The sequence below is a fragment of the Leptospira noumeaensis genome (assembly GCF_004770765.1).
Lineage (GTDB): Bacteria > Spirochaetota > Leptospiria > Leptospirales > Leptospiraceae > Leptospira_A > Leptospira_A noumeaensis.
In genome coordinates this window covers 66,247-86,924 of record NZ_RQFK01000014.1, presented here as the reverse complement: position 1 = coordinate 86,924, position 20,678 = coordinate 66,247, and the positions used below count along the sequence as shown (strand labels likewise).

At 39.8% G+C, this 20,678-nt stretch carries 19 protein-coding genes; 5 read left to right on the top strand and 14 right to left on the bottom strand.

Annotated features, from left to right (window positions below; genetic code table 11):
• Nucleotides 1-3: 3 nt before the first annotated feature.
• The 11 genes from EHQ24_RS06420 to EHQ24_RS06370 all read right to left on the bottom strand — a co-directional run bounded on the left by EHQ24_RS06420 (nt 4) and on the right by EHQ24_RS06370 (nt 11,475).
• The gene (locus EHQ24_RS06420) at nt 4-789 is read right to left on the bottom strand and encodes a M23 family metallopeptidase (protein ID WP_135600849.1); all 786 of its coding nucleotides are present in this window, start codon (nt 787-789) and stop codon (nt 4-6) included.
• Nucleotides 790-1,042: 253 nt separating this feature from the next.
• Nucleotides 1,043-2,284, bottom strand: coding sequence for a sterol desaturase family protein (locus EHQ24_RS06415; protein WP_135600848.1), 1,242 nt, complete (start codon nt 2,282-2,284; stop codon nt 1,043-1,045).
• A gap of 19 nt (nt 2,285-2,303) precedes the next feature.
• Nucleotides 2,304-3,179, bottom strand: coding sequence for a 16S rRNA (adenine(1518)-N(6)/adenine(1519)-N(6))-dimethyltransferase RsmA (rsmA, locus tag EHQ24_RS06410; RefSeq protein WP_135600847.1), 876 nt, complete (start codon nt 3,177-3,179; stop codon nt 2,304-2,306).
• Nucleotides 3,133-4,962 (bottom strand): ComEC/Rec2 family competence protein, encoded by a 1,830-nt coding sequence (locus tag EHQ24_RS06405; protein ID WP_135600846.1) that lies wholly within the window; start codon nt 4,960-4,962, stop codon nt 3,133-3,135. Before EHQ24_RS06405 ends, rsmA begins: the two co-directional genes overlap by 47 nt.
• 42 nt (nt 4,963-5,004) lie before the next feature.
• Nucleotides 5,005-5,973: a tryptophan--tRNA ligase gene (gene trpS, locus EHQ24_RS06400; protein ID WP_135600845.1), complete on the bottom strand. Its 969-nt coding sequence runs from the start codon at nt 5,971-5,973 to the stop codon at nt 5,005-5,007.
• Nucleotides 5,970-7,925 (bottom strand): hypothetical protein, encoded by a 1,956-nt coding sequence (locus EHQ24_RS06395; protein WP_135600844.1) that lies wholly within the window; start codon nt 7,923-7,925, stop codon nt 5,970-5,972. The genes trpS and EHQ24_RS06395 overlap by 4 nt, the downstream gene beginning before the upstream one ends.
• 2 nt (nt 7,926-7,927) lie before the next feature.
• On the bottom strand, nt 7,928-8,509 hold the full coding sequence (locus tag EHQ24_RS06390; protein WP_135600843.1) for a LolA family protein: 582 nt from the start codon (nt 8,507-8,509) through the stop codon (nt 7,928-7,930).
• A 23-nt stretch (nt 8,510-8,532) separates the two neighbouring features.
• Nucleotides 8,533-9,492 (bottom strand): electron transfer flavoprotein subunit alpha/FixB family protein, encoded by a 960-nt coding sequence (locus EHQ24_RS06385; protein ID WP_135600842.1) that lies wholly within the window; start codon nt 9,490-9,492, stop codon nt 8,533-8,535.
• Between the two features lie 10 nt (nt 9,493-9,502).
• Entirely contained in the window at nt 9,503-10,264 is a 762-nt protein-coding gene (locus EHQ24_RS06380) for an electron transfer flavoprotein subunit beta/FixA family protein (protein WP_135600841.1), read from the bottom strand.
• A gap of 67 nt (nt 10,265-10,331) precedes the next feature.
• Complete coding sequence (locus tag EHQ24_RS06375) at nt 10,332-10,631, bottom strand: LIC10362 family protein (protein ID WP_135600840.1); 300 nt, start codon at nt 10,629-10,631, stop codon at nt 10,332-10,334.
• Nucleotides 10,632-10,647: 16 nt separating this feature from the next.
• A complete protein-coding gene (locus tag EHQ24_RS06370) occupies nt 10,648-11,475 on the bottom strand; it encodes a hypothetical protein (protein ID WP_208725725.1) in 828 nt (275 codons plus the stop codon).
• Nucleotides 11,476-11,559: 84 nt separating this feature from the next.
• Here EHQ24_RS06370 and EHQ24_RS06365 point away from each other — a divergent pair, with 84 nt between their 5' ends.
• Nucleotides 11,560-12,909 (top strand): adenylate/guanylate cyclase domain-containing protein, encoded by a 1,350-nt coding sequence (locus EHQ24_RS06365; protein ID WP_135600839.1) that lies wholly within the window; start codon nt 11,560-11,562, stop codon nt 12,907-12,909.
• On the opposite strand, the gene EHQ24_RS06360 is transcribed toward EHQ24_RS06365, so the two are convergent.
• Nucleotides 12,906-14,381 (bottom strand): HD domain-containing phosphohydrolase, encoded by a 1,476-nt coding sequence (locus EHQ24_RS06360; RefSeq protein ID WP_135600838.1) that lies wholly within the window; start codon nt 14,379-14,381, stop codon nt 12,906-12,908. The two genes, EHQ24_RS06365 and EHQ24_RS06360, sit on opposite strands and share 4 nt — an antisense overlap.
• A 370-nt stretch (nt 14,382-14,751) precedes the next feature.
• Between EHQ24_RS06360 and EHQ24_RS06355 the strand changes: the two genes are divergently transcribed.
• The 3 genes from EHQ24_RS06355 to thrB are packed head-to-tail and all read left to right on the top strand — an operon-like array spanning nt 14,752 to nt 18,502.
• Nucleotides 14,752-15,936 (top strand): acyl-CoA dehydrogenase family protein, encoded by a 1,185-nt coding sequence (locus EHQ24_RS06355; protein WP_135600837.1) that lies wholly within the window; start codon nt 14,752-14,754, stop codon nt 15,934-15,936.
• Nucleotides 15,937-15,990: 54 nt separating this feature from the next.
• Complete coding sequence (locus EHQ24_RS06350) at nt 15,991-17,514, top strand: phytoene desaturase family protein (RefSeq protein WP_135600836.1); 1,524 nt, start codon at nt 15,991-15,993, stop codon at nt 17,512-17,514.
• 34 nt (nt 17,515-17,548) lie between these two features.
• Nucleotides 17,549-18,502: a homoserine kinase gene (thrB, locus tag EHQ24_RS06345; RefSeq protein WP_135600835.1), complete on the top strand. Its 954-nt coding sequence runs from the start codon at nt 17,549-17,551 to the stop codon at nt 18,500-18,502.
• A 1-nt stretch (nt 18,503) separates the two neighbouring features.
• Here thrB and EHQ24_RS06340 read toward each other — a convergent pair whose 3' ends face one another.
• Both EHQ24_RS06340 and EHQ24_RS06335 read right to left on the bottom strand, forming a co-directional pair.
• Nucleotides 18,504-19,142, bottom strand: coding sequence for a hypothetical protein (locus EHQ24_RS06340; protein WP_135600834.1), 639 nt, complete (start codon nt 19,140-19,142; stop codon nt 18,504-18,506).
• Nucleotides 19,143-19,144: 2 nt separating this feature from the next.
• A complete protein-coding gene (locus EHQ24_RS06335; RefSeq protein ID WP_135600833.1) occupies nt 19,145-19,462 on the bottom strand; it encodes a hypothetical protein in 318 nt (105 codons plus the stop codon).
• Nucleotides 19,463-19,625: 163 nt separating this feature from the next.
• On the opposite strand from EHQ24_RS06335, the gene EHQ24_RS06330 reads away from it, so the two are divergent.
• A complete protein-coding gene (locus tag EHQ24_RS06330) occupies nt 19,626-20,675 on the top strand; it encodes a DsbA family protein (protein WP_135600832.1) in 1,050 nt (349 codons plus the stop codon).
• Nucleotides 20,676-20,678 lie beyond the last annotated feature (3 nt).

The following is a 20,678-nucleotide window of genomic DNA, read 5'->3' as shown; positions in this document are numbered from 1 at the left end:
TACTTAGTCTGCAAATCCTACGATGCTTGTGGCAACACCTTCTTCATACGGAGTGAGAAAGTTTTCTGGATTGAGGTACACGTTATGGAATCGAACTTCAAAGTGAACATGAGGACCAGTTGACTTCCCTGTATTTCCAGAGAATGCAATGATTTGTCCTTTACGAACTACATCGCCAGGTTTCACAAGTAACTCTTGGTTGTGTCCATAAACGGTATGAAAGTGGTTCATGTCATGGTGGTAAATTTTGACTGCCAAACCATAGTCACCACTTCGGTTTGCTTCTTCCACCACCCCGTCGGCAGCAGCAAGGACAATGGAGTTTTTAGGAATGGCAATGTCTAAACCCGTATGCCAGGTGTTCCAACGCCTTCCAATCCGAGAAGAAATTCGAGATTTGTGATTGGGAAGAACCGGCCAAATGAATTGGTCAATGGGAGATTCAACAGTTTCGCGAAAGAGTTCCTTTTCTTGGAGTCCCCGCATGTATTCTGCTGAGTAAGGAAAAAATATAGAGCGTTTCAAACGTTTTAGATCTGCTTCTTTTAGGTTGTTGATCTCCATCACCTCTTGGGCTAGGATTCCAAACTCGGAAGCTTTTTCGAGAAGGCTTTTTCTCTCGGCGTTTAGGTCGACCCAAAGTCCCCACTGCTCGTTATAACGTTGGAAGACATGGTTGTCCAAAAAAACAGGACCATTTTTTTGCTTCTGGTAGGCCGCATAGGCGGAGTAGGTCACTACAAACAGGATTAGGACTAGAATGATATAGTAACTTCGGTTTCGCTTCATCTCATTTCGCCTCAAAAACTATGGTGCAATGCCAAATTCTCACGGGGCCTCGTTCGGTCAAGGGGAACGATCGGTGAATCCGCCTCATTCATGGCATTTATGTGACATAACACTGAGAGTGGTTTTTAGGTCATCCGTTTTTCCGTAAGGAAAATGTTTAGAGAACAGTGTTTACTTTAGGAAATCACAAATTCCTACCAGAATCTTTCTGGTAGGAAGGAAGTTTGTTCGGATCTTTCGGAGAAAACGGCGGCTAAGCGGCTTGGGCTTTTTGTCCGCTCGTACGGTAGAGGTAGATTCCTGCAACAAGGAGGCAAACAATCCCAATCGCATAGTAGGCCCAGCCCACATCAAAGTAACCAATGACAAGAAATCCAAACAGAAGCCTTGTGATTTCCATGGCTCCGGCCCAGGATTTCCCTTCAATGAGGGCATTGATGGCGAGTAAAGAAAGGGTCACCCAAACGGTCACAAGGATTTGGGAAATCAAAGCGAATTTTCCCACAAAGAGAAGGAAGGCAAAAGACAAAAGGAGAACCAGAACAAACCAAGTGGTTGTATAAGCTCTTACTTCGGTGTTTGGTTTCGGATCGTACTTATGGAAGGACTCGGGACTGACTTCCGGGATGGGTAAAAATCCAGAAGGTTTTGTGCCTTCTCTTGGATACCAACCTGGCGGTTTGAAAAAGACCTTAATTTTATCTAAGAAATAGGGAGCACTCGCTGCTTGTTTGATGAGTTCCCAGTAGTAATGAAAATTAGCATAAACAGGATTGAAACTACGAAGGGGTTTCACTGTTCCATATACACAAGGTTCTGTTTCTTCGCGGAAGGTTCCAAACATACGATCAAAAATGATAAAGATCCCACCGTGGTTTTTATCTATATAGATGGGGTTAATCGCATGGTGGACTCTGTGGTGGGAAGGAGTGGAAAGAAGGTATTCTCCAATTTTTCCAATTTTACCCACAGCTTTGGTGTGAACCCAGAATTGATACACTAGGTTGATTTGTCCGCTAGCAAGATACATCCAAGGATGGAATCCGACTAGAGCCAAAGGAACATAAAAAATCCAAGAGACAATCCCACCGAGTCCGGTTTGGCGGAGGGCCACTACCAAATTGTATTCTTCGCTGTGGTGGTGGATGACATGTCCTGCCCAAAGGATATTGACTTCGTGGGCCAAACGGTGGGACCAGTAGTAACAAAAATCCTGACCAACAATACAGAGAACCCAAGCCCATGGGTTGGTAAGTGCAAATTCGAAAAAACGGAAATGTTCGTAGATATAAAAATAAGCAAAAAGTCCAATTCCTTTTTGGAAAAGTCCCCAGATTTGGGAGATGATCCCTGTACTTAAGTCAGCGATGGAATCGTTTAGCCGGTAGAGGGCTTTGTTTTTGCGGTATCCGATGTAAACTTCGATTCCAATGAGTAGGAAGAATACCGGGATGGCGTAGGTAACGATGGGCGGAGGTGTGAAATTCTCGAACATGGCGGAAATAATTTTGCCATCATTTTGACAAATGGTCAAGCAAATGTTGACCCAAAGTCAGAAATTGTTCACGGTTCAATTCTTCAGGTCTTGCCGTAGGTGGAACCCCTGCTGACTGAATGGCTTTTCCTAGTGCTTCACGAAACACTGGGTCTTCCGAAAAAGGTGATTCTCTGAGGCTTACTTGGATTTGTTTTCGTTTCCCCCAAAAGAGAGTGCGTAACATCCGTGACCAGAGTTCTATTTCTCTTTCTGTTTCTAGTCGCCATTCCATTGGTTTTGATTGGCTTTTGGGTTTTAAAAGGATGAGGGCCGAGTGGATTTTGGGGATTGGAAAAAAACAGTTTTTATGCACAGTTTTCAGATACTTCACATCACAGAACGCAGAGAGAAATACAGATAAAGACGAAGTTTCTTTCACAAGGCGTTCTGCAAATTCTTTCTGCACCATAAAAATTCCCCCTTGGAAATTTCTACAATGAATGACAAGGGTGTTGATGATTTCTGTTGTTAGGTGGTATGGTAAGTTCCCGAATACAAAAACATTTTCCTGATAGATATGGAAAAGATTTTCTAATGCATCCCCTTCAAATAACAGTGCTTTGGGAAATTTAGGTAAAATTTCTTCCTTAGCCAATTGGATGTAGGCATGATCGATTTCAAAAAGGTAGGTTTTTTTGTCCAAACCGAGGACGGGATAGGTTAAAGTTCCGAGACCAATTCCAATTTCTGCCAAAGTGATATCTTTGGTTAACAATGATTCGGTGGAGTTCACAATGAAATTGACTATGTTTTGGTCAATGAGAAAGTTTTGTCCAAATTTCTTTTGGGCCCTTATGCCTTTGGCTTCAAAGAAGGTCTGGATATTGGAGATGGTGGCGTAAGGGGATTTCAAAACTATCCTCAACGAGTATCATTTTCCAGGCAGTGGAAATCCCAAGTAGTTTTTGGTATTGGATCCATTCTTTCGCTTCCTTTTTTTTCCATGGAGGAAAGTCCAAAAGTAAAACTCCTTTCCAATTAGGATCCTTTTGTGATTGATTAACAAGTTTTGTTTGTTTTAGAAACTGGTCTACCTCTTTGGGGTTCCCATCAAAACGAAGGATGGAAAAACCTGGATTCATACTAGCTCCGAGGATTTCGGTTCTTACTGGTTTTATGGGCAATTGGAAGTGTGAGATCCAATCCAATTCCTGTTTGGAACCATGCCAATAAACATCCGTTATTTGATATTTAGACATTTGGGAAAGAATCCCTTGCAAACAAGTTTCACTTTCAAATGATATTTTTTTCGGTGGTGGAGATCCGGGTGACGGTTCTAATATTTTTTTAGAATCACATTTCCCAAATACGTATAAATGATCCTCCAAGCGGAGAGAAAGGTTTCTTTTCCCCGATTTGGTTTCTAAACCGGGGATTTTTTCTCTCGGAAAAAAATACGATAAAACAAAAAATAAACAGGGAAGAAGGTATAGAGAAAATTTTAAAATAGGTATGTGTTTCATTTTGAGTTTGGGATAAAAAGTGAAACAAAAAATGAGGAAGATAGAAACCAAACAAAGTCCCGTTGGGACTGTGGCCCAAGTTTGGTAACCCCTGGCATGGAAAGAGATCCAAGAAAATAATTTTAAGAATAAGGATAATTCGAAAGAAGCCGGAACCCAAATCCAAGAGGAAATTGATTCTACAAGAAATGTGGGAACAAGGCTTTGTAAAAACAAACTCAAATACAGCGTGGGCAAAAGAATTCCCGCCAATGGAACTAACAAAAAATTGATTCCAATCCCTCCAAAAGAAAAAGACCGAAAGTAATAAACTAAAACGGGAAAACTACACAGGGAACAAGCAAGTGTTAAGTGGAGATTTTCTTTCAAAAAAGATTTGGATTTGGGAAGAAAACAAAAATCAAAACAGGGTTTGATAAAAAAAATACCAAAAACTGCCCCAAAGGATAATAAAAAACCAATACTTAAAAAATCGTAAAATAGGAAAAAGGCAACGCAGGCTGAAGAGATCACAAGTAAATCTGCTGGCCCAATTTTTCTGTAAAACAGAGAAGCTGTAAGAGATAAAAAAACAAAAAGATAGGCTCTTAAAAAAGAAACTGGAAAATCCAAAGCTGCCAAATAAATAAAACCGAGTCCTAGAGAAAGTATAAGAGAAATCCATTTGTTTTTGGTAAAACAGAGATTTCCTATAAATTGTAAAGAACCAATAAAAATCCCCAAATGTAATCCAGAAGCAGCAAACAAATGTAAGATGCCAGATTCTTTTGCCATTTCTTTGAAACTTCCTGGGATTTCTTTTGTGGATCCAGTGACCAAACCCATAACGATTCGCGATTCAAATTTACTAAGTGGTGACTTTTTGATTTGGGATTCTAAATAGGAGCGGAAACTGGGATTTATGGTTCTTGGACTTGGACTAACCTGTAAATTAGCAATTAACAAAAAAAGAAGGGATGAGATCAAACAGAGATAAATTCGATTGTCGTTTCTATGCGTTGCCATTTGAGGAAGGAGGGAATAAAGGAAAAATAAAGAGAGAAAGATTAAGAGGAGAAAAGAATGAAAACCGGGTATTTGGCAGCCGAGTTTTAGGAAAAATGCACTGTTACAAATTCCCAAACAGAACCAACCGAAATCGGATCTGGGGAGTAAGTAAATCTCCGGTTTCATATCCAGAGAGGTAAATGGAAAGTGAGTTTGGTTCTTTAGAAATTAAAAAGGGTAGATACCCAGAGTTTTTCTAACGTCTTCAAGTTTGGATTCTGCAACGATTTTTGCTTTTTCTTTTCCTTCTTTTAGAACCTGATGCACATAATCTAAGTTTTGTGCCAGTTCTTCTCGTTTTCTCCGGAAAGGGGCAAAATGATTTAGGATAGATTCGAGTAGATCTTTTTTGAGATCTCCATATCCCACCCCACCTCGTTTGTATTTTTCCATTTGGGAGGTTTTTTCTGAAGGGGAAAGAAAAAGAGAATGGATTTGAAAGATAACAGAGGATTCCGGATCTTTTGGGTCTTCTACGGCCTTCGAATCACTCACAATCGACATCACTTTCTTTTTGATTTCTTTTTCGGTTCCAAAGAAGTCGATGGTGTTTTGGTAAGACTTGGACATCTTTGCCCCGTCTACACCTGGTATTGTGGCTGTGTTTTCATCAATGTCTGGTTCTGGGATGATTAATGCCTGTCCAAATTGAGTGTTGAATCTTTCGGCAATGTCACGAGCAAATTCCAAATGTTGTTTTTGGTCTTTTCCTACGGGAACTTTTTCTGCAGAAAAAAGTAAGATGTCACTTGCCATGAGCACAGGATAAGTAAAAAGTCCGGCACCTGGAACAAAACCTTTGGCCACTTTGTCTTTAAAAGAATGAGCCAGTTGTAATTGAGACACTGTGATGGATTGAGAAAGATACCAAGTGAGTTCAGTCACTTGGGGAACATCACTTTGAACCCAGAAGACGGATTTTTTTGGATCAACACCTAGTGCGAGTAAGTCGATTGCACATTCTATGGTGAAGGTTCTTAGTTCTTCTTTAGATCTAAATGTAGTGAGTGCATGTAAATTGGCAATGAAGAGAAACAAATCTTCTTTGGATTGGTAGTCCAAGATTTTTTTAATCGCAGAAAAATAATTACCTAAATGAAGTTTGCCTGATGGTTGTAATCCAGTAAGGACTCTCATGTTTCTCCTTCCGATTCATCCATGGAATCAGAACTCTGGTTTTCAGAAGATACGGAACTACCTTCTGTTTCTTTGTTAAACGTAGAGTAGGTAAGCCTTTCGTATTCTTTGTTTAGTTTAATGAGCTCTTGTTCAATTTTGCGATGAGCTGTGAGTTTAGATGTGGTTGCAGGATCTTTGAAAATGACCGCATAGTTATATAAATACTTAGTGAATTGAACAAAAACATCTTCCACTTTCATCCCATTGATTCTTTCTTTCGCCACAACAGCTTTGTCAAAATGGGGGATGAACCTTTGGGAAATTTTTACTTCTTCAATGACTTTGTCCTTTGTGGAGGAAATTTTATCGTTCACTTTCCCTTTGGCTTCTGTGGCTTTTGCCATCAAATGGTTTTCTACAATGATATTGAGTTTTCCCGCAAAACTTCCAAAAAATTCGGATGATTCTTGTAAGGCGAGGACAATGGTTCCTGCAATTTGATCATTTGCTGCATTCCCTGTGCTGTTATCCATTCCATACTGTTGAAAACTATATTGGAAACTTGGGAATTTTTTATTAAAATTATCAATGGTTCGAACTAACGAATTGAGTTGGTCAATTTCGTTTCTAAAAAGTCCTGGTTGGATGATAAGGAGTTCTTGGTTTTGGTTTTTATCACCAAGACGAACATACCCTTCAATTAAGTTGATATAGACTGTTTGTAGATCACGTAACAAAAGATAAACGAGTCTATGCGGTTGTGATTTGTAACTATTTTTGACAGTTTGGCTTTTTGCCGATTCAGGCATATGGTGTGCCATAAAATCATCCACAACTACATTCAGAAAATCGAAACTGATTTTTCCTTTATCATCGATTGAAAAATAACGTGTGCGAAGATTTGCGAGTTCTTCTTTTTTGAAAGTTCGAGTGTTGATGTCGTCAGATAATTTAGCAACCGTGATCTCTACTTCTTTTTGTATTTCACGGGCTGCTTGAAATTTATGTTCTTGGATGGCAGGAACTTTTAAATCAGCCACAATCTCTGGCCAAGTGAACATTTTTTTCTTTGCTACAATGTAAAATGCAGTGATGGCGTCAGATAACCTAGGTTTGTTGTTTTCTAGGTTGAGTGCGTAGTTGACTCCTTCCATAATTTTGCTAAGTTTTGGTGTGAGTTTCTCATCCATTTTAACAATGTCTGGAAGGTTAGAAAGAATGATGTCATTTGCATCGTTTCTTTGAAGGAAACGCACATAAAACATTTGCATCTTGAGAGAACGTTCTAAAAAAATATCAGCGGATATTTTATCTAAGATAAGTGCATCAAGCGATGCAAAGGAATTAAAAAACTTATTAAAATTATTGATGATATTGTAAACTAGTGGAGTCCAAATCCTCCATCCTTGTTGTTCGGAAACACGAAGGGCTTGGATGGTGGGAATTAGAACATCTTCTTTCATTCCACGAAATAGTTTTTCCACATTATTGGAAATCGTAGGGTTCCTACCAAAAAGTCCAATGTCAATGGTTCCCGTTTCTTTCGCAAATTTACTAATCGAGTTGTTTGTGTTTCCAGCTCCTCCACCAAACAATCCTGCAAGAAGACCGCCACCTTGCTTTTGTTCAATGGCTCTTTTTTTTCCAGGGTTTTGTTTTTGTTTGGCGCTATCGATTGTGACTAAGTCACTAGAACGTTTTGGTTTAGGTTCCGGAGTATTAGTGCGAGAAATGACTTCTCTTCTTGGTTGTTCTTTTTCAGGAAGACCACGATCCCGACTGTCTTCTTTTTTGGGTTTGTTTTTACTTTCAAAATCTTCATCTACTTTTCGGATGAGATCAATACGAATGAATACGTCGTTTGATTTTAAAATGGCCTCATCAATGAGCTGTTGGTGTTCCGGTGTCCGCGTTTTACGGTACAAGTCGGCAAAAACTCTATGTGCTTCTGTGCGGGAGACCGGAGTCACAATCACTCCTTTTGGTTGAGAGGGTTCTCAACAATTTGTGAGCTTGTGGGAGGTTGGAAGTTGAATAGTCCTGTTCCGAGACCAATATTGGTAGCTATGCCTGAGAAGGCCACTTCGGTGATTTCTTCATCGGAACGTTTCATTTTGAGTACGCGGGGAAGGTCGTTATCGGAAACAACCAAGATAATTTCATTATACCGCTTGGTAGTAGAAGTAAGACGAAAAGTTCTTCCACTTACCGACACATTTTCGTATCCGGAAAGTAGGCCACCGAGTCCGCCGGAAACACCTTTTAGGTCTTGTTTTCCTGCTATGGATGAGTCTGGATTATAAAACCATAAAATCCTGCCGTTCGAGGAAATGATCCGTCCGTCACTGAAACGAGCATGGAGTTGGTTTGGGCTTTTGAAAGATACGACACCCGTTAGGCCACCGTTGATGGTGACAGAGGCGCGAAAACTTTCGAGAGAATTCATTTTGCCTATGACGGCATTCAGGCGATCTCTTCCATCCTCTGCCCAAAGGTAACCCGTTTGGACAGAGAAAAGGAGAACAATCGTAAATTTGGGAAGGAAATTCCTCAAAGTTTGATAGTTCGTATTGGGAATTAACCCAATACTTTTTTGAACTCAGAAGTAAGTGCAGGCACTACTTCGAAAAGGTCCGCAACGACACCGTAAGTTGCTACTTTGAAAATAGGAGCATCTCCATCTTTGTTGATGGCAACGATGTATTTAGAAGATCCCATACCCGCTAAGTGTTGGATGGCTCCGGAGATACCGCAAGCAATGTAACAATTAGGGGAGACAGTTTTACCTGTTTGTCCTACTTGGTGGGAGTGAGAAATCCATCCTGCATCTACAGTCGCACGAGAAGCACCAAGTGCTGCTCCGAGTGTGTCTGCTAAGTCTTGGATGATAGGCCAGTTTTCTGGTCCTTTGATTCCGCGTCCGCCTGACACAATGATAGAAGCATCAGCAAGTTGTACTTTGTTTCCACCAGAAAGATCTTTAGAGAGAGACTTAGTTCTTACTTCGCCTGCAGCTGCACCAGATTTTTCAACAGCACCCGCTCCGTCTTTTGGAGTTACTTCTTGGGAGTTAGCACGTACTGTAAAGATTTGGATGTCGGAAGTGACTTTGAAATTTGCATAAGCTTTTCCAGAGTAAATTGGTTTTTTAGCAACAACTTTACCACCGTCAACAGAAAGAGCTACCGCATCAGCAACGATTCCAGCATTTGCTTTGATCGCTACTCTTGCAGAGTATTCTTTTCCTTGTGCGGAGTGTGGTAGAAGAACCACTGCTGGTTTTTTCTCTTGGATGATTGCAAAAATTCCATTTGCATAACCTTCAGGAGTAAATTCGCCAAGGTTTGCACCGATTACTGTATCAGCACCAACCGCTTTCAAATCACCTGCAAACGCATCCACGTTTTCAGTAATGATTACTGTATGAACTTTGCCACCAATGGAGTCCGCAATTTTGCGAGCTGCAGAAGTGAGTTCTTTTGAGATTTTTTTAAGTTCGCCGTTTTTTAATTCACCAACTACTAAAACATCTGCCATGTTAGTCTCCTTAGATGACCTTCGCTTCTTCGCGAAGTGCTTTTACAAGTTGAGATGCAAAACCTGCTGCATCTGCTGCTTCCAGTTTTCGACCAGCGATACGTGGAGGAGGTGGTTCAAGAGATACAACTTCGAGTTTAGATCCAGTTGCTCCGAGTTCTTCCGGTTTTTTAACATCTACCGGTTTTTTCTTCGCAGACATGATTCCTTTCAAACTTGGGTATCTTGGTTCGTTCAATCCTTTTTGAGCAGTGACAGCTAAAGGAGCAGTTGTTTCTACTACTTCAGTTCCACCTTCGATTTCGCGAGTTGCAGTAACTTTGTTTCCGTCAAACTCTAGTTTGAGGGCCATTGCTACGTGAGGAACATTCAATCTCTCTGCAATTTGAACGACAACTTGTGAGCTGTCAGTATCGATGGATTGACGTCCACCAATCACTACATCTGCATTTTCAGCTTTGATGAGGTTTGCAAGAAGTTCGGAAGTGTATGTAGAATCAAAAGTTACGTAGTCATCCACTTTTACATGAACAGCTCTGTCTACACCCATAGCGTAGGCAGTACGAAGTGCTTCTACAGCGCGGTCTGGGCCGAGGGACACTGCAATGACTTCTCCACCGCTTTTTTCGCGAATTCTAATTCCCTCTTCGATAGCAAATTCATCATAAGGAGAGATGATCCATTTTACGCCAGCTTCGTTGATCGATTTGTCGCCGACTTTGATATTGGTTTCCGTGTCCGGAACCTGTTTAACTAGAACAACAATTTTCATTCCTAAACCCCGTTTTCGTGGATTTCCTTAGACCAGAAAACGTGAGGGAAGTCTTAAGGGAAGTACATTATTCTCTCCAGAACGTGTATTTACTCCAATTGTAGGCCCAAATGACCCAAAGGATGACTACTACAACGTTGGCGTCCGTCCGGAGGAAGAAGGAAAAACCGAGTGTCAGTGGATAAAATAGGAAAAGGATAAACGTGAGTAGGAGAACCCAGTGGGGAGTGGATTTCCAGTCATTTGTGGCCACTTGGATTTGTTCGAGGACATTTGTTTCCGGATGGGGAACAAGTTTTCTAAATCGGAAAGCAAAAAGTAAGGCAAAAAACAGTAGGGCAAAGGAATGGAGGATGAGTAACCACATAAACCCACCCTAAATTTTAAGGAAGCGGGGAGAAGAAAAAAAAGATCTGCGGAAGGAAGAGTGGTAGATAAGAAAGTTCACAGGCTGATTTAAACCGAAACCCATCCATTGGAAGAAAACAACATACCCCCAACCAAAAATAACAAAGTCCCATTCCGAAAAGGAAGGGAAAAGACAGAGAACACCAAATCTCGAGCGCCAAAAGAATCAAAATCCCCATGCCCAAAAGAGAAAGAACACTGGTCCTTAATTTTTTGGAATCTAGGATCTCTGTGAGGGTGAAGGTATTTTGCACAAGGTCAAAGGCACGGTCTTGATTGTAGGTGAGAAGGACATTGGCAAAAACATGGAAAAAAAATACGAGGACAAGGGGATTTTTGCCACCAAACGATCCGAAGGGGGCAATCACTCCCAAGGTATACAATCCAGAAACTAGAATTTCTTTGGGAATGGGGGAGAGGTGGAAGACAATCAAACATACGGAAAACAAAAATGCCAGGAGTAAAGGAAGGTTTTTTAAGAGAAAAGAAAGTTCAAAATAGAATCCTACAAAAAGTGAAATAAGGATAAGAAAAATGATAAAACTAACAATCAGATGGCGATGTCTTAAATAAAATTTCCCTCGTTCGGAGACCAAGTCCTTTTCTCGCAAAGCATCCCATAAATGGTCGGTTAGATACAGCGCCCAAACAGAACTTGTATAAAAAAGGAGAAGGGTGAATCGAATTTTCTCATTTCCATAAAGGGAAAAAAAGGAAAGGTTGGCCCAAACGGAAACGAGAACGTCCACAGCAAGGAAGGAAGTCAGTTTTCCGAATCGAACCATCCACCCGTTTTGGAACATGATTCATTGATAAGGAATGGATTCAGAATTGGCAAAAAGAAAATTCCCTTGCAAACAAAACTTTATCTGTTCGAATCTCTGGTTATGTTCGCCTCGATTGTCCGTTCCATTCGTTCTGTTTATTGCATCCGAGATCAGTTTCCTCGGTATATGTCGGAACTTTTATTCCAAGAAGAACAAATGGGGGCTTTGTTTGCCGTTCGGTTTCGGTATGTGATTGGAGTTGCCCTCGTTGCCAGTGCGGTTGCCAATCTCAGCAATACAGATTCTGTGTATGGATATTTGATAAATTACGTAGCAATTGCATTTTATTTTTTAAATACATTCATCCATTATCAAATTTTAAAAAAAAGTAGGGGTCATTGGAAAACTAAGTATGATTATATTAGTTTGTTTATCGATAACTTACTCATCTCCGTTACCATTTTTAACTGGTACATTTTAAAGGGAGATGGAAATCCAAACTTCCTTGTCAAAACACCATTGGTTGTGTTTTATCTTTTGCCTTTGTCTTTGAGTTTGTTTCAATACAGGTTTTCACTCGTTAACTTTTCCTTTGTTTGTTTTCTCATCAGTTATTATGGATTTTTATTTTATGCCTTAGTGGATACAAATTCTGTCAGTAGTATGGATTGGCATGAGTATGTCCTCGGTGATCAAATCATTTTGTCGGATGCATCTGTTACAAAACCAACAGTTTACCTTGTTTTGGTTTTTGCGATTTCTTATGCGATCTTTCGTAGCCTTAGGATGTTATTAAAATTTGCGGCCGCTGAATCGCAGAAAACAACTTTATCTCGTTATTTTTCTCCAGATTTGGTATCTGAAATTGTTTCGGAGCCGGAAGTCATCGCTAAAGGCAAACGCCAGAAGGTTACCATTCTTTTTAGTGATATCCGAGGGTTCACTCAATTTTCAGAACCAATGGATCCAGAAGCGTTGTCAATTTTTTTAACAGAGTTTCGCCGCCGAATGGTGCGGGCCATTTTTAAACACAATGGAAGTTTGGATAAATTCATTGGGGATGCGGTGATGGCAACATTTGGTACTCCCACACCTTCAGAAATTATTGGAGAAGATTCCAAAAATGCAGTTCTTGCCGCAAAGTCTATGTTAGATGAATTAAAAAGTTGGAACGAAGAACGAAATTCTAAGGGTGAATCAGAAATCAAAATTGGAATCGGGATTCACACAGGAGAAGTGTTTTGTGGGAGTATTGGATCGGAAGAAAGAATGGAATACACTGTGATTGGTGACACGGTGAATACAGCTTCTCGCATCGAATCTGCCTGTAAAGATTTGGGAGTTTCTTTTTTAATTTCGGAAGCCGTTTGGTTGGAGACAGGTTCGCCAACTGGTTGGGATAAAAAAGAATCTGTGACTCTTACCGGAAGAGAACAAAAAATTCATCTGTATGCACCAAGTAAAATTTAAGAGGCCATATTGATTTTGTAAACGGCTTCGTGGAGGGCGGGGTTTAGTTCCGGATCGATGATATAAATCACACGAGATGTGCCCGCTTGTAAAGCTAAGTCCATAATTGCTTTTCTACGATCAATTTTAATGCTCTGTAAATCAAAGTCTGCAATTTTGAATTTGTTTCCTTTTTGAAAAATAGGATTGATGCTACAAATTCTTTGGAGTTTGGGTCTTGTTTGGTAACGACCTACTTCTAACACGATACAAATATCAAAATGAGCTCGTCTTTCAGAATCTACGGAGGCTGTGATGACAAAGTCTCCAAAGTTTACAATGTTTTCGTTATTGGTGAGAGAACTTCCTACATAATCTAAAAGATGTCTGATGTTTTTATTGCTATAGGAGAAAAAGGAATCATTGAGAATCATCTTTAAAGCTGTAGATGATTTAAAAGCTGGTCTCCACGGTTGGTTTGATGTGAGGGATGCATATTCACTTGCCAATGAAAGGATGGCAATGTCCTCTTCAAAACTAGCAGAGGTTACATTATTTTCTTGTAAGTGGAGTTGGAGTTCGATGTCTTGTGTGATTCTTTCTTTTCCAACATCCTTATTGTATTTGTCACGGACGGACATAAGTTTTGTAAAAAGAGACCTTGGGTCTGGAAAGTTGTTGTTCACACCGTTGCCACGATAGGGTCTGTGATGGTTTAAAATTAATGTTCTGACATGGGAATCAATTTCCGGAGCAGGAAGTGTCATCAAATAACTAATGATGGGATGTTGTTGGACAACAGCATATTCTTCTTTAGTGAGTTTTGGATTGTTTTTGATGTCTAACCTTGAGTATCCAACATCTGCCAAATAACTTGCCATCATAAGACTCAAATGGTCTTTTTTATTGGATTCTTCTTTTCCTTCATTGACGATTTTTTTTGTGCGAACCTTCATTCCCATAGCAACGACTGTGCGTTTGGTCATAAGTTCTGATTCAACAGAAACTCCTGCCACTCCTAGAATTTCTAAAATATTAAAAATCCCTAGTTCAAAGTCAGGATTACTTGTGAAGTCAGTGAGTAGTTCGTTCACAGAGTTTTGTACAAAAACAGCTTGGTCTGAAGAGAAAGAGGTTTTCCGAAGGTCTTCAATGAGTGCTTGGGATTGTTTCGCAAAGCGAGAGGTTTTTTCCTGATCAAATAGTTTGGTTGTGCGACCTGGTTCTAAATAACTATGATCGTTTTGACCTGGAGCTTTTGATTTTTTTAACTCTGAAATAAGAAAGTAAACCCCTTGCATTTCGAACTTTAGTAGTTTTCCGAAATCAGCTTCAGTAGGGTTTCTTTTTTTATGAATGAGGATTTGTCCGTCCTTATTGTAAAGGTCGAGTGGAATATTGCTATTTTTACGGAAACTATTTAAAGACTCTTCAGTTAACTCAAATTTGGCGAGCTTATCTCGAGGTACTATGTTTGTATCGTTAGTGCTCATTGTATTTTGGATGATTCGACGAAAGATTTTTCGAATCTTTTAGTGATGTTTGAATCGATTGTATTAATTGTAAAGTATTCCTGTGATTCAGGCTTACTTTTTATCATCTAGGATTTTCCTCATAGGATAATCACTAGTTGTAAGTAGATGTTCTCTTGATAAATGTAGTTTTTGTTTTATCCATATGAAACTTGTGTCAAGCTTGGAATTGTAGAATAACTCTAGTTAGTGTATATCTTATGTTGATCATAAAAGTTTGTTTGATTATCAGATGAACTGTTCGTTTTTGTAGCGATTTCGATTCTAAGGCAGGCAAGTGGTCTGGTTTTTTCGTTTACAGGTTCAGGAAAAGTACGAAAAATTTATCTCTATGAGTACGCTTTCGACAAAAAAATCATCTTTAGATTTATTCAATCCCACAGAAGACCATTTGGCCTTACGTGAGTCAGTGGCATCCTTTGCTGAAAGGGAAATGGACGAACAAGCCAAAGAAAACGATGAAAAAGAAACCTTTAATACCATGTTGTTCAAACGTCTTGGTTCCGAACTTGGAATTTTTGGAATCACGATACCAGAAGCTGATGGTGGCCATGGTCTTGATCCACTTGCCTCTGTCATCATCCATGAAGAGATGTCTAGGTTTGATCCAGGATTTACATTATCTTATTTAGCCCACGAAGTACTTTTTGTGAATAATTTTTTCTATAGTTCCAATCCTTCTCAAAGAGCTCGTTATTTGAGTAAGGTCATCACCGGTGAATGGATCGGTGGTATGGGAATGACAGAACCCGGGGCCGGAACCGATGTTCTTGGGATGACCACTCATGCAGTAAAAAAGGGTGATCGTTACATCATCAATGGGGTCAAACAATACATCACCAACGGATCCATTGGACAAGTTTTTGTTCTCTATACAAAGTTAGAAAAAACAGGAAAAAAAATGACCTCCTTTGTGATTGAATCGTCTTACAAAGGTTTTTCGGTCGGTAAAAAAGAAGAAAAAATGGGAATGCGTTCTTCCCCAACAACACAACTTGTATTTGAAGATATGGAAGTTCCAGAAGAGAATTTACTTGGTGTGGAAAATGGTGCTGTCACTCATATGATGCGGAATTTAGAAATTGAACGAGTGACACTGGCCGCACAATCTCTTGGAATTGCTCGCCGTTGTATCGATATCATGTGTGATTATACCATTCGTCATAGAGAAGCCTTCGGTAAAAAACTAATGGAGTTTGGTCAAATCCAAAGGATGGTTGCTGAATCCTATGCAGATTACCAAGCGGCTCGCGCCCTAGTGTATCATGTGGCAAGTGAACTTGGGCCAGATGTTCGTAACTCCCTTGGTGCGGCTTCGGCAAAACTTGTGGCCACTCAAATGGCAGAACGAGTCTCAAGAAACGCAATACAAGTATTAGGCGGATACGGGTATTGCCGTGAATATCCAGTAGAAAGATTGCATAGGGATGCCATTCTCCTGAGCATCGGTGGTGGCACAAACGAAGCCATGCAAAAAAATATCGCAAGTGACTTAAAAAAACTTTGGTCTGAGTGATCCTATTTCCTAAATTTTGATCCGTCCTCTCTGTGACCACTGTCTACAAGGAGGATGGAAGATCACTATTGGGACGTCGTAGTCATTGGGTCGGGACTTGGAGCATTGAGTGCGGCTCTTTCCTTTTCTGAAAAAGGCAAAAAAGTTTTAATTTTAGAAAAGGGAATTTCTCCCGGTGGATGTGCTTCTAGTTTTCAAAAAAAAGGTTTTGTTTTTGAATCGGGAGCCACAACTCTTGTGGGGTTTGAACCCGGCCTACCTTTAGACCAACTTACCAAAAAATTTCAAATTCAATTCCCCGTAATTCCATTGGATCGTTCTATGGTTGTCCATATGAAAACTAAAACCATCGAAAGATACAAGTCCCGTTCAAAATGGAAAAATGAATCCAAACGAGTGTTCGGTGGTGGTTGGCGGATGGATTTGTTTTGGGATTTATGTTTTTTGACTTCTGACTTTCTTTGGAGTTTGTCTTCCCGATATAAAAATTTTCCCTTTCGAAATTTAACAGATATTGTAAAAACGATATTTCATTTTAGGGTCAGCGACTTAGTTCCTTTGGTATTTTCTTTTGTTTCTCTGAAACGAGTGTTACAAGGATTTGGTTTGTATAAAAATTCAGAATGGATTCAGTTTTTGGACGAACAATTGTTAATTACCAATCAGTCTGTTGTGAAAGATGTTCCCTTTGTTATGGCAGCAGCAGGTCTTACCTATCCTCAATTACAAAATTATGTTGTCGAAGGGGGAATGGTAACTCTGGCCGAAACCATTCTCAACCAAATTCATAAAAACGGTGGTAAAATCCTTTATAAACAAGAAGTTCGCAGTCTTAAAAAATGCATCGGAGTGGAGAAGGAAAGAAAATGGAATTGGGAAATCAAAACCAACCATAGAGAAAATTCAAATTTTTATGCAGACCTAGTTATCTCCAATATTCCCATTTGGAATCTTTGTGAAATCACAAATGATTTACCAAAACTGAAAACACAAACTTCAAAATTCGAAACAGGAATTTGGGGAGCATTTACAATGGGGATCGCCATCCAAACTGGTCCCAGTGACACTTCCCTAACAAGCGAATGCCTGCACCACCAAATTCATTTGGAAAAAAACTTACCATATGGAGGTGGGAAATCTGTATTTCTTTCCCTTTCTCATTCAGAGGATCCGATCAGGTCACAAAATGGAGTAAGGATTCTTTCCCTATCCACTCATATTGAAAATCCAGAGTTATGGATAAGAGATGAGTTTTATAAAAATAAAAAAAAGGAAATCGAATCCATTTTAATCGATACCTTAAAAAATCAGTTTAGTTGGTTTAAAAATGGAAAGGTTTTATTTTTACATTCTGCAACACCTGTTACATGGAAAACTTGGACGGGAAGGAAGTTTGGAAGGGTCGGCGGAATTCCCAGTTCTTATTTTTTGAATCCCTTTCGAATGATCGCCAACCAATCGGAAGATCCTAATTTACTTTTAACAGGGGATACTGTCTATCCTGGCCAAGGAATTCCGGCTGTGATTTTAGGAGGCCTGAATGTTGCGGAACAATTCTTAGCACGAAAGAGAGGTTGATTTTGGAAACAGGTCGTAGAGCCTGGGCGAAACGATGATTCGCCTTCCTAAGATTCTCATCCAAGTGCCGGGAACTTCCGCCAACTTGGGGCCTGGTTTTGATCTCATGGGCCTTGCTCTTGACCTTCGGAACGAATTTGAATTTAGTTTTTCTAAAGAAATTACGGAATCCAAAACAGAATTAAAAAATGGCAATCCATTGCCGTTTTCAGCGAAAGAAGATTTAGTTTACCAGTCCTACCTTTCTTATTTTCAAAAGTTTTTACTAGGAGTAAGTCCTCCACCTTATCATTGTAAAATGACCTTGGCCTTACCTTTGAAGGGTGGACTAGGTTCCAGTGCTTCGGCCATTGTTGCAGGACTCACACTTGCTCGTGAAGTTCATAAAAGAATGGAACCGAAATCTTTACCAACGGAATCCGACTTCATTCAGTATCTTGCAGAATTTGAAGGCCATCCTGACAATACTTTGCCAGCTTATATGGGTGGGTTCGTTTTCGCCTATTCTACGTTTGGTGAACCTTTGCGATTTTTCCGTAAAAAATTCCCAGCCTCTGTTGCCATTTATGTTTTAACACCTGAATTCCATGTTTCTACAGAAGAATCACGAAAAACACTTCCTAAGTCTTATTCCACTTCCGATGTAATTTTTAATTTGTCTCGGATTGGAGCCTGGATGCACTTTTTAGACAAACGTAAGTTTGGTGACTTGCTGATTGGTTTGGAAGATAAAATGCATACTCCTTACCGAATCCCAAACAATTCTCCCTTGTTTGGATTGGCAGAGGTTTTGAAGGAAGCAGGTTTTGGATATTGTTTGTCAGGTTCCGGCCCGAGTTTGCTTGTGTTTCTAGAAAGAAAGTCTGTAAAATCAAAACAGAATGAATTGGAAGAGATGGTAAAAAAAGGAATGTCAGATTCTGGATTGTCTTACCAGTTTCGGCGAGTCAAACCAGATGGGCTTGGCGTTCGGATCCAAACAAAATAGTTTAGTCTTCTTCTGCTCCTTCTTCTTTTCCAAACCCGTAAACATCTCCACGGAACCTTACCTTTCTATTGATACCTGGTTGGATTTTTCCTACTTCAAAGGTAAACTTCATCCTTTCTTTCCCGGATCTGTTGAAATAAAAAGAAGAGGTAAGGGAGACTTCAATAAAATTCACCATCCTTTCTTTCGTTATTTTATCTGAGATTCGAAATTCAGCAGGGTGGCCAATGATTTCATAAGATTCAAAACTTTCTTTGGATTCCATTTTTCCATAATGTTCCATTCTTGGTGGTTTGTAGAAAGTAGGGCCGTTTTTCAAAACGGTAATGGTATAATCTTCGCTATCACGACTTTTTTTAAATTGAAAGATGAGATGGTCTTCCGTGATTGCATTACATCGAGTTGCCAGTTGTCCTGTTTTACTTCCCACTTGGAAACTGGCGAACCGACTGAGTTCGTCGACAACTAGATCGTATTTGTCTCCGGTCTGTACTGGGATAAACCGGTCAGAATCTTTTCTGGAAAGGATGGGATGGATGAATTGGTTGTACACAACTAATCCTAGTCCCAAAATGGAGATGGTTAAAACCCCGCTAAGGACTAGGGTGAAGCTGTCAAGAATGGCGATGCTAAGGAACAATCTTACCTTTTTGTATCTACCTTATGGTTTTTCGGCTCTGGTAGGGGAGTTCTTGTCACAAGAGAAAGTAAATCTTTCACTTCTTCGGGGGAGATGATTTGGTTTAATTTTTCTTCTAAGGAAGCGGGAGTTGGTTTCAAAACCAAGTCTTCTGGTTTTACTTTTGTTTCCAGTTCCTTCTCCTCGTTTTTTTTGACCCGTAGCAATTGAGATTTTTCAGGTAAGGATTCTTTTCCTTCTTCTGATTGTTTCCCCGTTTGGGTTGGGATCTGTGGGGGGATCGTTAGGTGCGAATTTCCTTGAATGTTTATCGTGTTCATGTTTCCCAAACCTCCGTGTTTAGGATCAGCTCTTTTGAGAAAAAATTGTCTTTTCCCTCCCTCAGATTGTCGGACATATCCTACTCGGCTTTAGCGAAAATCGACTATTTTTTTAGCTTTTTTCCGTTTGATTGCCCGCTTTGTGGCCTGGAAGCTGGCAGGGATGGAAAATATTTTTAAAAAGTGGATGGAAAATCCCATCTCCAAAATCGTCCTAGCGACCAACTTCGTTTTCGCCCTTCTCTTTATTGTCAGTGTTCCTTCTTTTGTTAAGGAATACATTACCCAAGATGCAGTCAGCATCGGCGGAAAAAAATATGACCTGAGCGATGTGAAAGTAACTTCACCCATTGCTTATTCAAAATTTCAGTCAGAATACAAAAGCCTGATCAAAAACACTCTTGGTGAGTTTGCGCAGGACAAACTATTTGAACTAGTAGCCAAAGACAAAAACATAAAACCATCAGAAGTATTAAATCAAGGATTCACTCCAAGAGAACCATCTGAAGAAGAAATTCTAAATGTATATATGTCCAATAAAGATCAGTTAGGTGGGAAATCCTTAAGTGAAACTAAGGATAAAATTGTTGGATTCTTAAAAAACCAACAAGAACAAGAACATAGCCGCTCTGTTTATCGTGATATCGTTACGAAATATCCTGTTGAATTTTTAATTAAAGAACCAGCTGCCGTCCGAGTGACAGTGGAAGAAAAAAATAATCCTTCGATCGGCCCGAAAGATGCAAAAATTACAATCATCGAATTCTCTGATTTTGAATGTCCATTTTGCAAACGAAGCCAAGATGTAAACCAACAACTTCGTGAAAAATACAAAGGCCAAATTCGTTGGGTGTTCCGTGACTTTCCACTTCCTTTCCACCAAGATGCAATGTATGCTCACATGGCTGCCAATTGTTCGGTATCCGAAGGAAAGTATTGGGATGTATTTAACATACTTTTTGAAAACAGCGGAAAGTTAGGTAAGGCCAATGTGGATGCTTTAGTTTTAAAAGCAGGTATGCCAAAAGACAAATACCAAACTTGTATGAAAGATGCATCTAGTCTGAAAGCAGAAATCGACGCAGACATTCAAGATGGACAAAAAGTAGGTGTGAGTGGCACTCCTGCATTTTTTATCAACGGGATCTTTGTTTCGGGAGCATTACCTTTCGAAAACTTTGATGAGATCATCCAAAAAGAACTAAAACAATAATAG

Coding starts and splice junctions, on each gene's coding strand:
- EHQ24_RS06335 (WP_135600833.1), bottom strand. CDS start 19,462: ATGAACACGATAAACATTCAAGGAAATTCGCACCTAACGATCCCCCCA.
- EHQ24_RS06375 (WP_135600840.1), bottom strand. CDS start 10,631: ATGTGGTTACTCATCCTCCATTCCTTTGCCCTACTGTTTTTTGCCTTA.
- EHQ24_RS06420 (WP_135600849.1), bottom strand. CDS start 789: ATGAAGCGAAACCGAAGTTACTATATCATTCTAGTCCTAATCCTGTTT.
- EHQ24_RS06415 (WP_135600848.1), bottom strand. CDS start 2,284: ATGTTCGAGAATTTCACACCTCCGCCCATCGTTACCTACGCCATCCCG.
- EHQ24_RS06385 (WP_135600842.1), bottom strand. CDS start 9,492: ATGGCAGATGTTTTAGTAGTTGGTGAATTAAAAAACGGCGAACTTAAA.
- EHQ24_RS06355 (WP_135600837.1), top strand. CDS start 14,752: ATGAGTACGCTTTCGACAAAAAAATCATCTTTAGATTTATTCAATCCC.
- thrB (WP_135600835.1), top strand. CDS start 17,549: ATGATTCGCCTTCCTAAGATTCTCATCCAAGTGCCGGGAACTTCCGCC.
- EHQ24_RS06370 (WP_208725725.1), bottom strand. CDS start 11,475: ATGTTCCAAAACGGGTGGATGGTTCGATTCGGAAAACTGACTTCCTTC.
- EHQ24_RS06405 (WP_135600846.1), bottom strand. CDS start 4,962: ATGAAACCGGAGATTTACTTACTCCCCAGATCCGATTTCGGTTGGTTC.
- EHQ24_RS06380 (WP_135600841.1), bottom strand. CDS start 10,264: ATGAAAATTGTTGTTCTAGTTAAACAGGTTCCGGACACGGAAACCAAT.
- EHQ24_RS06360 (WP_135600838.1), bottom strand. CDS start 14,381: ATGAGCACTAACGATACAAACATAGTACCTCGAGATAAGCTCGCCAAA.
- EHQ24_RS06330 (WP_135600832.1), top strand. CDS start 19,626: ATGGAAAATATTTTTAAAAAGTGGATGGAAAATCCCATCTCCAAAATC.
- trpS (WP_135600845.1), bottom strand. CDS start 5,973: ATGAGAGTCCTTACTGGATTACAACCATCAGGCAAACTTCATTTAGGT.
- EHQ24_RS06365 (WP_135600839.1), top strand. CDS start 11,560: ATGTTCGCCTCGATTGTCCGTTCCATTCGTTCTGTTTATTGCATCCGA.
- EHQ24_RS06350 (WP_135600836.1), top strand. CDS start 15,991: ATGGAAGATCACTATTGGGACGTCGTAGTCATTGGGTCGGGACTTGGA.